Annotated in this window: 14 protein-coding genes; 8 read left to right on the top strand and 6 right to left on the bottom strand. The window is 50.9% G+C overall.

The window, feature by feature from the left end:
- Positions 1 to 105: 105 nt before the first annotated feature.
- Entirely contained in the window at positions 106 to 1,497 is a 1,392-nt protein-coding gene (gene glmU / locus C7B82_RS14910; protein ID WP_425443615.1) for a bifunctional UDP-N-acetylglucosamine diphosphorylase/glucosamine-1-phosphate N-acetyltransferase GlmU, read from the top strand.
- A gap of 311 nt (positions 1,498 to 1,808) precedes the next feature.
- Entirely contained in the window at positions 1,809 to 2,651 is an 843-nt protein-coding gene (locus C7B82_RS14905) for a Tab2/Atab2 family RNA-binding protein (RefSeq protein ID WP_106257068.1), read from the top strand.
- Between the two features lie 13 nt (positions 2,652 to 2,664).
- Here C7B82_RS14905 and C7B82_RS14900 read toward each other — a convergent pair whose 3' ends face one another.
- Positions 2,665 to 3,090: an MAPEG family protein gene (locus C7B82_RS14900; protein WP_106257067.1), complete on the bottom strand. Its 426-nt coding sequence runs from the start codon at positions 3,088 to 3,090 to the stop codon at positions 2,665 to 2,667.
- Positions 3,091 to 3,185: 95 nt separating this feature from the next.
- Here C7B82_RS14900 and C7B82_RS14895 point away from each other — a divergent pair, with 95 nt between their 5' ends.
- Complete coding sequence (locus tag C7B82_RS14895; protein WP_106257066.1) at positions 3,186 to 3,896, top strand: helix-turn-helix domain-containing protein; 711 nt, start codon at positions 3,186 to 3,188, stop codon at positions 3,894 to 3,896.
- Here the strand turns inward: C7B82_RS14895 and C7B82_RS14890 are convergent.
- From C7B82_RS14890 to C7B82_RS14875, 4 genes are all read right to left on the bottom strand, one after another.
- Entirely contained in the window at positions 3,872 to 4,153 is a 282-nt protein-coding gene (locus C7B82_RS14890; protein ID WP_106257065.1) for an antibiotic biosynthesis monooxygenase, read from the bottom strand. The genes C7B82_RS14895 and C7B82_RS14890 overlap by 25 nt on opposite strands.
- Before the next feature lie 110 nt (positions 4,154 to 4,263).
- Positions 4,264 to 4,749, bottom strand: coding sequence for a hypothetical protein (locus C7B82_RS14885; RefSeq protein WP_106257064.1), 486 nt, complete (start codon positions 4,747 to 4,749; stop codon positions 4,264 to 4,266).
- A gap of 96 nt (positions 4,750 to 4,845) precedes the next feature.
- Positions 4,846 to 7,041 carry a cation:proton antiporter gene (locus tag C7B82_RS14880; protein ID WP_106257063.1) on the bottom strand — a complete coding sequence of 732 codons (2,196 nt, stop codon included), beginning with the start codon at positions 7,039 to 7,041 and terminating at the stop codon, positions 4,846 to 4,848.
- 127 nt (positions 7,042 to 7,168) lie between these two features.
- Entirely contained in the window at positions 7,169 to 8,404 is a 1,236-nt protein-coding gene (locus C7B82_RS14875; RefSeq protein WP_245939904.1) for a glycosyltransferase family 2 protein, read from the bottom strand.
- 641 nt (positions 8,405 to 9,045) lie between these two features.
- On the opposite strand from C7B82_RS14875, the gene C7B82_RS14870 reads away from it, so the two are divergent.
- The 4 genes from C7B82_RS14870 to C7B82_RS14860 are packed head-to-tail and all read left to right on the top strand — an operon-like array spanning position 9,046 to position 11,555.
- Positions 9,046 to 9,786 (top strand): response regulator transcription factor, encoded by a 741-nt coding sequence (locus C7B82_RS14870; RefSeq protein ID WP_106257061.1) that lies wholly within the window; start codon positions 9,046 to 9,048, stop codon positions 9,784 to 9,786.
- Positions 9,787 to 9,790: 4 nt separating this feature from the next.
- Positions 9,791 to 10,849, top strand: coding sequence for a 1-acyl-sn-glycerol-3-phosphate acyltransferase (locus C7B82_RS14865; RefSeq protein ID WP_106257060.1), 1,059 nt, complete (start codon positions 9,791 to 9,793; stop codon positions 10,847 to 10,849).
- A gap of 41 nt (positions 10,850 to 10,890) precedes the next feature.
- A complete protein-coding gene (locus C7B82_RS35130) occupies positions 10,891 to 11,067 on the top strand; it encodes an HAD family hydrolase (protein WP_219904405.1) in 177 nt (58 codons plus the stop codon).
- 26 nt (positions 11,068 to 11,093) lie between these two features.
- Positions 11,094 to 11,555, top strand: coding sequence for an HAD family hydrolase (locus tag C7B82_RS14860; protein WP_219904445.1), 462 nt, complete (start codon positions 11,094 to 11,096; stop codon positions 11,553 to 11,555).
- A gap of 84 nt (positions 11,556 to 11,639) precedes the next feature.
- Here the strand turns inward: C7B82_RS14860 and C7B82_RS14855 are convergent, their stop codons facing one another.
- Positions 11,640 to 12,146, bottom strand: a complete 507-nt coding sequence (locus C7B82_RS14855; protein ID WP_106257059.1) for an Lrp/AsnC family transcriptional regulator — start codon at positions 12,144 to 12,146, stop codon at positions 11,640 to 11,642.
- Between the two features lie 297 nt (positions 12,147 to 12,443).
- Between C7B82_RS14855 and codB the strand changes: the two genes are divergently transcribed.
- The gene (gene codB / locus C7B82_RS14850) at positions 12,444 to 13,736 is read left to right on the top strand and encodes a cytosine permease (RefSeq protein WP_106257058.1); all 1,293 of its coding nucleotides are present in this window, start codon (positions 12,444 to 12,446) and stop codon (positions 13,734 to 13,736) included.
- The last annotated feature ends 218 nt before the right edge of the window (positions 13,737 to 13,954 follow it).

Raw genomic sequence — 13,954 nt, 5'->3', positions numbered from 1 at the left:
AGCTGGAATGCAAGTTTATGTCAGTGTCGTGAATGGTATTCTGTAGAGCGTGAAGAGGCGGAGAGGCAGACGCGAGCGATCGCACTCTTCTCCACAGCAAATTAGGTGGCGCAGACGACAATGGTAGCGGTTGCAATTTTGGCTGCTGGACGCGGCACACGGATGAAATCTGACTTGCCTAAAGTGCTTCATCGACTCGGAGGCAAATCTCTGGTCGAGTGGGTGCTCGGTAGTCTGTCAGAGATTGAGACGGCCAGACGGCTGGTCATTGTGGGCTATCGGGGTGAGCTCATTACACAGGCACTCACCAACCTTGAGGACGATGCTGCGCCGAACATTGAGTTTGTCGAGCAGACTGTACAACTAGGAACCGGACATGCCGCACAGCAGCTATTGACGCATTTGAAGGGCTTTCAGGGCGACTTGCTGATTTTGAATGGAGATGTGCCCTTGCTGCGTCCCCAAACGTTGAAGCGTCTGCTGGAGACCCACCGAGAACACCACAATGCCGCGACGATCTTAACGGCTCAGCTACCCAATCCGAAGGGGTATGGACGCGTGTTTTGTGATAGTCAAAATCGCTTGCAGCAAATTGTGGAAGACAGAGACTGCACGCCTGCACAGAAACAGAATCGTCGGATTAATGCGGGCGTTTACTGTTTCCGGTGGGCTGACTTAGCAGAAGCGTTGCCTAAGCTGACGGCTGACAATGATCAAAGAGAGTATTACCTGACGGATACAGTCAACTTCCTTAATCCGGTGATGGCTGTGGATGTGGAAGACTACCAGGAAATTCTGGGTATCAACGATCGCAAGCAACTGGCTGCTGCTTATGACATTCTGCAAACGCGCATTAAGGATCATTGGATGGCAGCAGGCGTGACGCTGATTGACCCAAGCAGCATCACGATCGACGATACGGTAGGGCTGGAAGCCGATGTGGTGATCGAGCCGCAAACCCATCTCCGTGGCAAGACAACCATCCAGGCGGGTAGTCGCATTGGCCCCAGTAGCTTGATTGAGCATAGCCAGATTGGTCAGCAAGTGACGGTGATGTACTCCGTTGTTACCGATAGCACAGTGGCAGCGGGCACGCGTATTGGTCCCTATGCCCATCTACGGGGACATGTGGAAACAGGCTCTGGCTGCCGCATTGGTAATTTTGTGGAATTGAAGAATACGAAGCTGGGCGATCGCACTAATGTCGCACATCTGTCGTATCTCGGTGACACCACGGCTGGAAATCAGGTCAATGTGGGTGCAGGTACAATCACCGCTAACTATGATGGTGTGAAAAAGCACCGGACACAAATTGGCGATCGTACGAAAACCGGCTCTAACAGTGTTCTGGTGGCACCCATCACGATCGGCGAAGGGGTTAACATTGCTGCAGGCTCAACGGTGACTGAAGATGTCCCTGATGATTGCCTGGTGATTGCCCGTGCTCGTCAGGTCATTAAACCCGGTTGGAAACTGAAAGCGAAACCCGAGGCTTAGCCGACTCCTTTAAAACCCCTTGAGGCCTTTCTTTTTGAAGAAACAATCAAGAGAAAACGGCAGCGGAGGCGTTTCTAAGTAATTACGCTCATCCTTTAACGACCCTTAAGCCTCGTAGCAAAGTAGTGGGAGGAGCGTTTAACGAGTACACCCTTTGTTGTGGGGTGCTGTTTGCCGATTACTTGATTCTCACAGCAACTTTATAGTTGTTGCTTATTTTTTGGCCTTCACATAATGGCACTACCTTAAGAAGTTGTTAGTGATTAGTGATTAGTTGTTAGAGTCTTCTAAAAACTAATCACTAATCACCAATGCACGTTTGGGAACTTGATTTTTACCGTCGTCCCCTACAGGATGAAACTGGCAATCCGCTTTGGGAATTGCTAGTCTGCGATTCTGTAGGGGACTTTCAGTACGCGATGGTTTGCCCTCAAGCCGAAGCACGTGCTGACTGGCTACTGGTTCAGTTGCAACAGCTGATCGATGCAGGACAGCCACGGCCCGATCGCATTCGCGTGTTTCGACCGCAAACCTTTAATCTCATTGAACCGGTTGGCAAGCAGATCGGCATTGCTGTGGAGCCAACGCGTCGGATATCGACACTCAAACGCTGGCTGCAAGAACGGGCACGTCAATATCCCACGCAGGCAGGCTTTACCGGACAACCCTATCAGCCACTAGCACTGGATAAACTGCCGCCAGTGCCGCTGTCAGAGACCCTGTGGGGCGATCGCTGGCGGTTTGCTGTCTTGCCGACCGCCGATCTGGTCGATACGTTTAGCGATCGCATGATTCCCATTCTCGATATGCCTGAATCGCTGTTGCCGCTAAATTTGGGGCTTGCATCCACCACTCCCATTCCCGGCGTTGTCATTGATGGGGGACGGCAAGCGATGCGACTGGCGCTCTGGCTGCAACAAGCGCAACCCATCTTGCTCAACTATATTCCTGGCGCACCCGATGGTTTGATTCTGGAAGCGGGACTGGTCGATCGCTGGATTCTTACCACCTTTGAAGATGCTGAAGTCGCTGCGGCTGGGCAAGAATTTGAGCGCCGCAAGCAACTCAGTCAAGGACTCCATTTCCTGTTGGTGCAGCCCGATGATGCTGGTATGACTTACAGCGGCTTTTGGTTGCTGAAAACAGAAGCGTAGCGATCGCGCATGCTCAGACGCTGAAGTGAGCAAAGGCTGAGCGGATGGCGATGAACCATACTGCGATCGTCGAAAAAAGGTAGAGGTAGAACCGAAGGATGATGCGATTAAAGGTGCAGTGGACAGCACTATGCAGCGCACGAAAGCCAACAAAAACCCACGCGGCGGCGACATACACGTTATCCACTTGCTGCGTGACGAAAAGGTAGAGGACAAGCGCATAGAATAGTACCGGAATCTCGAACAGGTTCTTTAAGTTATCTGATGGATTGGAGACGCCTGGGGGTGAAAGCTGTGCGAAGGCACTGGGAGTCAAATCTGCCGGACGCAGCTTTTGACTGATAATGAAACGAATGCGACGGCTATACATATACACCCAGACCAGGAGTGTTAGAAACACGGTCGCAAAGAAGGGACTGAAGATGGCAGTTTGTGTCATGTCAAGTTGTTTTTGTGCTCAAGATTAATGGACTATAATCTGAGCCACTACATGCTTCTAGACCTCGATCAGGTACACTTCAGACCACTTGATCTATGACCAGTCCCTTGCAGCTTCTTTTTGAAACCATCAACCAAGCCAGTAGTGAAGCAGACCTGCGATCGCACCTGGCGCCAAAACTCGGGGATTATTTTGCGGCCAAGCGATCGGGGATCTTTTTCTTCGATCAGTTAAAAGCGGCTCGAAAGTTTCAAAATATTCTGAACGTGGCCCTATCCATCGAGCATAATCCTGTGGCGCGTTACATAGCAGAACGCCATACGCCTGTCCATGAAGGCTTGGTGACATCACCCAAAGCGTGGGCAGTCATTTGTCCCCGTCCCGATCATTGGCACGTGATGGCAGGCCCCATCATCGATCGCGGTCAATTAGTAGGCGCCGTGGGCTGCACTCGTGAAAAGTCAATGCTTGCTTTTGACACACAAAATTTAGCTGATTTGAGTGCCATCTGTTTGCACTTATCGGTTTGGGCGGCGACGGTGCGATCGCTACACCAAACAGCCACAACCGATTGTTATGGGAACAGCAAAGCTGGATGCTTAACGCCGCGTGAATGGCAAATCGCGCAGTTGGTGGCTTTAGGGCAAACCAACGCAGAAATTGGAGCAGAACTTTGGATTACCGAAAATTCTGTGAAGCAAGCTTTAAAGCGAATGTTTCGTAAACTTGAAGTATCGTCTCGTGCAGAGATGGTGGCACAGCTTGCGACACAAAACAATACTCACAGAGTACCGGCTTCAAGCTGATCCAAATAGATAAAATCAGGCGCTTGGACGCCCGCTTCGGCTCTAATTTGGACGAGCTTTGGCGACTCGAAAAAGCGCCTGGCATCATCAAGCGAAGTCCACATTGAGAAATGCACAATTCTGTTTGAGTTGTTCTGGTATTTGAGCACCTGATACGATCGTTCGCCAGCCTCTCTCCTCATATCAGAAGCTTCGTCGAACACCTTTTTCCAGGTTAGATAATCTGCGACGTCGTGAATAATCAAAACATACTGCATGGGTGGCTCGGTGTCTAGATTCCTGGTTAGCTGGCAAAGCTCCTGCGGCTGATGGTTGTAGACGCAAAGCGGCTTCTCTTTGAGTAGCCGTGCCTACAGCAGCAAGGCTGTCAGTGTCCTTGCGGTTGTTTGGGTTGAAGTGCTTCTAGCCTTGCCGTAAAGGGAATATCTCCAGGGGCAGCACTGAGGTTGAGTGTGCCGTTGAGCGATTGTTGCGCGATCGCTCCCTGAATTTTGACATCACCCTGACATTTCGGTAAATAGCTTGCATCCCCATGTAGAGCCAGCCGTTGATTCTTCCAGTTCCCGGTCATAGAGGGACGCTCTATAGCCCGTTTCTCCAACGTATCCACTGTATCAACCGTTAGCAGGGAACCTGTCAGGTAAATTCCAGATTGCTGCACTAAGAGAATCAATTGCTCGGACTTCAGGCATCCTGGCAGATCTTGAGCCGGAATCTGATAACGACCAGCGATTTTTTGAGGAGCCTTCAGGTTCGCTTCGCCATAGGCAGTCACCATGCTGAATAAGATAATGACGAACGCGATCGCGCCACCGTAGAAGCTAAGAGATTTAAGAGTAAAGTGGTTGCCCATTGGGTAGCGGTTGTTAGTGGTTAGAAGGAGGCAGAAGGCTAAAGGCTAAAGGCTGAACTCAAAACTCAAAACTCAAAACTCTTATCCTTCCCCTTCTTAAGTAACCGCTTCCGATTGATCGGCTTCACGGCTCGTTCCATTCTCTGTTGCTCCTAGCACTGACGACAGGTGTGCAGTGACTTGACTATAGCGGCGGGTGATGAGCAGCGATGAATGACATTGCACTGCCAGTTGGTCAGCGTAGAAGCCCAACGTTTGCCGTTCTAAACCCCACTCGCGGCTAGCTCCAGCGATCGTCAGGTCTACCGTTGCTGAGGCTTCCACGACGGCTTGAATAGGGCTACTGGCTTCAATCTGAGGCGTATGGATGCGATCGCGGACGGATGGGGGCAATTGTTCCATCAGAGTGCGAAACTCGTAGGTGCGATCGTTCGCTTGATGGCTTTGGGTGACGCTCAAAATGGTAAGCGTTGAGTTTTGCGAGTTGACCAGGATGCGTAGCGCAATTTCTAGCCCAAGATCGTTGTGGATGTTTGAAACATAGGGCACCAGCAGCTTATCCAACGATCCCTGTTGACGATCAATAAAAACCGCGACATCCGTGCGGGCTGTGCTGAGGATCTGCCCCACACGTCCTCCCAGACGGTTACGGCTAAAGGCAGGACGATGCCATCCCAACAAGATGAGATCGGCACGATCGCTCTCTGCTACTCTGACTACCTCCTGTGCTACATCCGTCGCGACTCGGGTAATGGGATGCACAACAGAACGAACATAGGATGGCTCAAGGCTTTCGACCAGTTCAGCCATGCGTTGCTCTCGTTCAGCAATCAACCGCTCTGCTTCGGCTGGCGTGCTGCCAAACGCGTATTCTTCATCGAGCTGAATCAGGCTTAAGGGGTAAACACCAGCAGAGGCGAGTGCTGCCGATCCTTGAGCGTTGCCCAGCGCGATCGTCGCGGCCAGTTGAATCAAGCCCTTTTGGCTATTGGGGTTTGAAATCGGCACCAAAATTCGATAATCTGGCTCGACCGCATCGGCAGTTCGCTGCACAACATCTTTGCGAATCAAGCGTTTAGGATACGTCCACTCTAATAACGGCGAGGTCATAAAAGTGGTCACCAACGCCATGATCACCAGCATCGTGAAGAGTAGCGGCGAGATCACATTCAGACTAAGGCCAATATTTAGCACAATCAGTTCGGTCAAGCCGCGTGTATTCATCAGCCAGCCCAAGGCGGAGGCTTCTCGTTTTTCGATGCCAGAGACGCGCGCGGCAAAGTAGGTACCAAAATATTTGCCAGCGATCGCCACCAGTAGCACCAGTCCACACAACAACCACAAAAACGGACTGTTAAGCAACCCGATCTGAGTGCGTAAGCCACTATACGCAAAGAAAATGGGCAGCAAAAAAGTCAGCACAAAATCTTCTGTTTTTTGCGCCAGTTCCCGCGTGAGCCCTGCATGCTTGGGCATCACGGCACCAATCAAAAAAGCACCAAAAATCAGGTGAATGCCAATCAGTTCCGTAATGAGAGCTGACGTGACAACCCCCATGTAGATAACCGCCAGCACAAACTGGTTCAACCGCCCGCTGCGATCGTAATAATTGGCGAAATTTTTCAGAAACTTTCGTCCCACCGTCACCATAAAGACGATGTAGCCAAACGAGAGCAGGATTGTCGGAATGGCTCCCACCATGCTGTTGGTGCGAGTGACGGCGATCGCTAGTGCCAGTACACACCACGCCGTGACATCATCAACAGCGGCGCAAGTCAGTGCTAGCGTGCCCAAGCGTGTGCTTTGGAGATTATTCTCTGTAATAATCCGTGCCAAAACTGGAAACGCGGTAATCGACATCGCTGCGCCCAAAAACAGCGCAAATGCCGTGAACGATACCCCGCCATTTGACACTAGCGGATAAAGCAACAGCGACAGCACTGTCCCCAGCGCAAACGGCACCAAAATGCTGACGTGAGACACCAGCACAGCAACGTCAAGCTGACTTTTAAGATACTTTGGGTCAAGCTCCAACCCGATCAAAAACATAAAAAAGATCAACCCAATCTGAGACAACACGTTTAGAAAGGGAATCGTCTCTGGTGGAAAAAGCCCAGCCGCTAAACTTGGCGCAAGCAAGCCCAACAAGGATGGGCCAAGCATTACTCCAGCGACAATTTCACCAATCACCAACGGTTGCTTGAGCCGACGAAAGCCTAAGCCAACCAGGCGGGAAAGCCCGATGACGATCAGAATTTCGATTAGAACCTGAACAACAATTTCGAGTTTCATCGGTGTGGTAGATGGGGAATACGGGAGAGTTTTGAGTTTTGAGTTTTAAGTTTTGAGTGAATTCTGACTTCGGGCTCCTTCTAACAACCAGCAATTACCAACCAACAACCAAGAACCAACAATCTCTCTAACTTCGCACTCCTGCATTGGGCAGTTGCAGCGATCGCCCGCGCCAAGTCCAGCCCCAGCCCGTTTCGGTTTTAATGACAGAGACAATGGTGATCGCTGCTACCAGTGCACCACCGATGCCTGTCAGCCACCAATAGCGCGGTGGAATGGCGGCCACTCGTTCGATCGAGCAACGGATACGGTACTGTATGGCGATCGTGGTGACTGCAAGCGCGATCGCCAACCCATTCACTGGCGTTAGGCCGACTGTCTCCAGCTGATAAAGCAACGCGACCAAACCGAACCAGGGCAACACACAGACCCAGAGCATGATTGTGGCGGAAAGGAGGCTGATATAGAGACTACGACGAGAACCTAAATGCCAGTTTTTAGTCCAGCCTTCCCAGACGCCTGCCAGAGAGCGATACATGCGAACCGATGCCAGATTAGCGCCAATAGCGTAATAAAGCTTCAGCCCTTTCAGTTTGAGGCGCCGCGCTAGCTCTACATCTTCAACAGCTTGATCGGCAACGGCCTGGTGTCCACCCACTTGCTCGTAAGCGGTGCGTCGAAAAAACATGAACATCCCTGCTGCAAAGGCAGCCTCTGCATGGGGATCATTGACTTCGTTGAAAGCGAATCCAGCCATGAGCAGGCTCATCATCCACGGTTGCACCAGCCACTCAGCAAGGCAACCACAGACCACTTCTGGGCATAAGGTGAGCAAATCAATCTGGTTTTCTTGTACGAATTCAAGAGCAGCGACGATCGCCCCTGGCTTTAACCTGACGTCTGCATCCAGAAACAATAAAAACGCTCCTCTAGCGTGCTCGACGGCCTGAGTGCAGGCCCAATTTTTACCCATCCAGGTTTGCTGATCGGGTCTGGCTTTACCTGCCAGTACCCGTAGACGGGGATCGTTAAGAGTTTGCTGCAGCGTTTGAGCGATCGCCAGTGTGTCATCACTCGACTGGTCGTCAAGCACCCAAACCTCCAGTGGCGCTGAGGGCGGTGTTCCTTGCAAGACAGAGAGAATGCAGTCTTCAATATTGTCTGCTTCGTTATAGGCAGGGATGATCACCGAAACGAGAGGAAGGGTGATCGTCCCTGGCTGCTGGCTGCTGGCTGACGGTGAGCGATCACTGCTGCTAGTTGCGATCGCTAACGTGGGAGCGGTTTCCGCGATGCGACGTAATTTAGCTTCATAAATGCTTGCCCCCAGCAGAGCAACCACCACCACTGCAAGTACTATCAATGTTTTAGCAACTGTAGGTTTTCTCTAGTTTAAAAGTCTGGTCAATTTTAGACGTCTATTGATCACAATCCGATCACAGAGAACATTGCTAACCCTGATCGGTCGGCAGCCCCAATGCCTACATAAGGACAAGCATAAGCCACCAGCATTCTAAGGGATTCTGCCGCACAGCGTAAGGCTACCGTTCCACTGACATTCACTGCTTCTCATCAACGACGATCGCACCCATCATCGCCCACGTGGGTTTGCTGTTGTACGATCGTCATCACCAGGGAGCCAGCTTCCTAGAGCATAGATGTCGACAACTTAGCCATTTCACGCAGCATACGAGCTTGCGACCTCTGGAGGGCAATCGGTTTCAAAAGCACTTAAAACCAGGCCAGCGATCGTGTATCGCTGGCAGAGCGCGCAGCCGATCGTTCGCTGCGTTAGAAACTGAGCTTAGAAGGGGCACACAGCTTGTCCCTCAGTTGCTTGTCCCTCAATGCCTCTTGGCGTAAACAACGCCAACCCAAACTATTCTTTTCAGAAAGATTGCCTTTCTTTAAAAAAGATTTAGCTTCCCTGCTTATAATTTGTACAGACATCTTCGTAATGCCTTAACACTTACAAGCAATCAGCACTTTATTTCCTTTGTAACGATGCCCCGGATACTCGTCATCGACGATGACCCTGCAATTTCAGAACTCGTTGCCGTCAATCTTGAAATGGCTGGCTATGATGTCAGTCAGGCGCCTGATGGCGTTAAGGGTCAAGCGATGGCTTTGCAGCTACAGCCCGATCTGGTGATGCTGGATTTGATGCTACCTAAAGTAGACGGCTTTACAGTCTGCCAGCGCCTACGCCGCGATGAGCGCACATCCGATATTCCCGTTTTGATGCTGACGGCTCTAAGTCAGACGCAAAACAAAGTCGAAGGCTTTAATGCAGGTGCCGATGATTACCTCACCAAGCCGTTTGAAATTGAGGAGATGTTGGCGCGGGTACGGGCACTGCTGCGTCGCACCGATCGGATTCCTCAAGCTGCCAAGCATAGTGAAATTCTCAATTACGGACCGTTAACTCTGGTCCCGGAACGCTTTGAAGCGCTTTGGTTTGAGCAGACGGTGAAGCTGACTCATTTGGAGTTTGAGCTCTTGCATTGCCTGCTGCAACGGCATGGTCAAACCGTTTCGCCAAGCGAGATCCTCAAAGAGGTCTGGGGCTATGACCCCAATGATGACATCGAAACGATTCGGGTTCACGTGCGCCATCTCAGAACCAAATTGGAACCTGATCCACGCCATCCCCATTACATCAAAACGGTCTACGGGGCTGGCTACTGTTTAGAACTGCCAACAACAGGTAAAGACTTGGAGAGCGAGGAATCGTTAGCGGGTTAGTGCGTTGATTCAGCCCTATCGCTTTGGTTGGTTTGATTGGTTTTGTCTCTGGTATCCTCCCGGATGGCTGATTCTGTTTAATCGCCATTGGCAGCACTACAAGCCCGATGTGAACGGCTGGAACGGGTTGGAGTACGGGCTCTTTTTACTGCCAGGTGGGTTTTACCTGGCGCTGGCGCTGCGCTGGTTGCGGCTGCAGGTGCGATCGCTGGTTCAACCGTCTGCACCGATCTTGACTACCGAACCCGATCCGGTGTATCAAAAAGCGTTTCAGGAAGAAATCTTGACGCCGATCGTCGATCGTTATTTTCGTGCCACCCTGCATGGTCTTGAGCGGCTGCCTGCAAACGGGCCGCTGCTTGTAGCGATGAACCACGCAGGCATGTGCTTCCCGTGGGATTTTGTGAGCTTAGGTCTGTTGCTGAGCCGACAACGCGATTGGTCTGTACAGCCGCTGGCACACCCGATCTTTTTTGATCATCCCTGGCTCATGTGGTGGTTACCACGGGGCTGGGCACACGTGCTGGGCGGTGTAAGAGCCGAGCGACAAAGTCTTGCTGTGACAACTCATACCAGTCATGCCAAGGCACGCGTTTTGCTTTACGCACCTGAGAGTTGGCGGGGGTTGAGTAAAGGTTGGCAGCAACGGTATCAACTGGCAACGTTTGATCCCAGCTTTTTGCGCCTCAGCCTGCGCGATCGTGTGCCAGTACTGCCTGTCGTCTGCATCGGTAGTGAGTTGCTGCATCCTTTGACGCTCAACCTACCCTGGCTGGCTCGCTGGTTAGGTATGCCACTGTTTCCGCTGTCGCCACTCGTGCTGGTCTTTGTGCTGTTTCCCTCAATGGGTGTTTGGGCAATGCGCACTCGTTTGCAGTACCACATACAGCCTATCCAGCAACCATGGGAGCAAGCGGCACCCGACGCGAAGCAAACGTCAACACGCACAACCTATCAAATGGCAGCGGCACTGCGATCACAGCTACAAACGGTGATTGATCAACTGCGGCGAAAGGGTAGTGAAAGGGTGGAGATCTGCCAATCAGATGATGAATCGGGCTGAGTACAGTGCGACGATCGAGATTGTGATGAGAGGCGTTTGACATGACGTTGAAGGGTGTTCTTTTGGATGTTGATGGTACGGTGTTGAGCAATGATGCCCATGCCCATGCGTGGGTAGAGGCATTCGCGGCTTATGACCACACAGTGCCTTATGAAACGGTACGATCGCTCATCGGCATGGGAGGTGATCAGGTCATTCCAATGCTGGTACCAGCGTAAATGATAAGGATGGCCTCGGCAAAGCGATCGGCGATCGCCGCAAAGAGCTGATTCTGACTAAGTTTGCGTCTCAGCTAACAGCCTCCCCCGGCAGTCGAGCACTTCTCCAAAAGCTGCAAGCCTCTGGGCTACACCTGCTTGTGACTAGTTCGGCTACGACAGAAGAGCTTGAAGTGTTGCTGAAAGTGGCGCAAGTCGATACTTTGCTGCCCGAAGCAACGACATCGAACGATGCAGAGGCTTCCAAACCATCCCCTGATATTGTTAACGCAGCGTTGCAGAAAGGACAGTGGGAACCCCATGTAGTAGTGATGCTAGGCGACACACCGTTTGATATTGAAGCGGCTAATCAAGCTGGAGTGCGCACGATTGCAGTTCGGTGTGGTGGTTTTAGTGATGCTCAATTAGCTGGCGCGATCGCCATCTACAACGATCCAGCAGATCTGCTCACCCAATATGAACAGTCCCCTTTGGCAAAAACCGCATAACGATGATTCAAGTAGGGACATATAAAGGGTAAGAATGCTAATAGCGTCATGCCTTACTGAAGGGCGGTCAATGGCTCATTCGGTTTAGCGCTTTAGCTGAATCGGGTATTGAGACTTATACACTTTGAGCATGATTCTGGAAGTTACTTGTGTGACATCTTCCATGCTTTTTAGATCGTTCAAAAAGCGTATTAAGTCGTCATTATCTTCATACACATATTCGAGCGTAATATTAGTCTGCCCCGTCACAACCGCCAAAAAACTCACTTTCGCCATGTCAGCTAGTATGAGCACTGTTTCCTTAAAAAAGGCGGGTGTGACTTCTAACTCAATGCAGGCGATGCTAGAAAACTTTAGTTTTTCGTAGTTGATGTAAGCCGTAATAGCAATCACTTTCTCCTCAATCAGCCGTTTGATCCGATACCGAATCGTTGCTTCTGAAACCTCTAATGTTCGACTAATCAGGCTATAGGGCATGCGTCCATCTTGTTGGAGCAGTCCCATAATTTCGATATCCAGCCGATCGACCTCAAAGTGCTGCTCTTGGAGATGAGCTTGCGGTTCATTGGAACCGTTCATGGGTGCTGGCATTATCACCTCACTTTGAACTGATTAATTCAGTCTAATCATTACTTTGCGCTCATTGATGAGCTACCTGCCCATTGGAATTGTTGGGGTACAGAGTACATGGATCGATGCTTCAGGAGACATATCGGTAAGGATTTCTGTAAATCTTGGAGGCAATGTCAGGAATCGGTAGGTAATAGACTAGAAACTGATCGTTTTCGTGAAACAGTCACCTCTAAAGGCAATCTTACCGTAGTAGAGAATACAGAACCCTGCTGACAGCCTTTTTAAGATACCAGCAACAAACAAACGGTGTTTCCGATGAGTGCAACCCTTGAACCGAAAATTGCTGAGGGATCGTCCCAGAAAGAAGACTACCCTCTGAGTACAGTGCCGTTAGAGGCCCGTCGCTCTATCTGGTCTTTAGCACCGCTGCTGATGGGCTTTGCCTTTACCTCCACAACATTAATTGCGGGTGGACAAATTGGTCCAGGCTTCAAGTTCTTTCCAGACTTAATTCTGCTGATTGTCATTGGTAATCTAGTTTTGGGCGGTTACTGTGCGGCATTGGGCTACATTGCGCAGAAAAGTGGGCTGGCGACTGTCTTGATGGCACGCTTTAGCTTTGGCAGCATCGGTTCTCGTTGGGTTGATTTCATTTTAGGTATTACCCAAATCGGTTGGTATGCGGTCACTAACGCGTTTGTCGCTCAAGCTCTCAATAAATTGATTGGGCTACCCGAATCGCTCAATTGGTTGGTGATCTTGATTTTCACTTATGGCTTTTGTGCCACTGCCTATTTCGGTTACAAAGCAATGGATTGGCTGAGCCGTCTTGCCGTCCCAGCCATGCTGGTGCTGTTAGCCATCAGTTTAGGCATTGCGGTGAAAGATGGGGGCAGCTTCGCTCAATTGCAGGCCATCCAACCCACGAAACCATTGGAATTTTCTGCGGGTCTTGCCGTAGTCATTGGTACCTTTATCTCTGGTGGCACTCAAGCGACAAACTGGAGCCGCTTTGCTGATACGGGCAAAAATGCGATCAGCAGCACTCTGTTCGCCTTCCTTGGCATCAATGGCATCCTCGTTTTTGCAGGTGCGTTTTGCACCCTGGTGTACGGCAGTGAAGACATTATCCAGGCCATGGCAAAGCAAGGACTTTTGTTTTGGGGTCTAATTCTGCTGATTCTCAACGTTTGGACGACTCAAGACAACACCATTTACGCGTTTTCTATGGCGGGTGCTAACTTCTTTCGCACCACAAAGCGGACTCTTTTTGTCTTGGGTGGTTCAACCTTTGCTTACTTTCTGGCACTCAGCGGGATTTACAGCCAGGTCATTCCCTATCTGATCTTCCTGGGATCGGTGATTCCACCCGTCGGCGGCATCATCATGGTTGATTTCTGGCTCAAACATCGGAGCGAATTTCCGTCTTTGGAGTCGCCGCTGCCTGCGTTTAACTGGGCGGGCATTATCGCCTACGTTGTCGCTGCTACGACTGCGTTCGTTTCCGGTCAATTGTCCTTTGGTGTACCGCCCATTAATGGCATTATTGTTGCGGCTGCTTTGTATGCACTCCTGGTTAAGGTGATGCCTGAACGATCGCTCCGGTAAGCAGTTCCACACGGGAGTAGCCACATCCCAGCCTCCACTGCGATCGTCTCTCTTGAGGCCTTTTCATCCACTACAAACCGTTTCATTTCGGCCTTAGGCGCTGTCAAGAAATAACGTCATGGGTTTAAGCTATCAGCCGTCAGCCATCAGCTTTTCTCTAAGGATCGTGGATGAAATAAAATCGACAAATTCTTTGCAGTTAGGGGCGCACGGGCGTG

It is taken from the genome of Stenomitos frigidus ULC18 (genome assembly GCF_003003795.1).
GTDB lineage: Bacteria > Cyanobacteriota > Cyanobacteriia > Leptolyngbyales > Leptolyngbyaceae > Stenomitos > Stenomitos frigidus_A.
The sequence above is the reverse complement of the archived record's forward strand: the minus strand, read 5'-3'. Positions and strand labels throughout refer to the sequence as shown.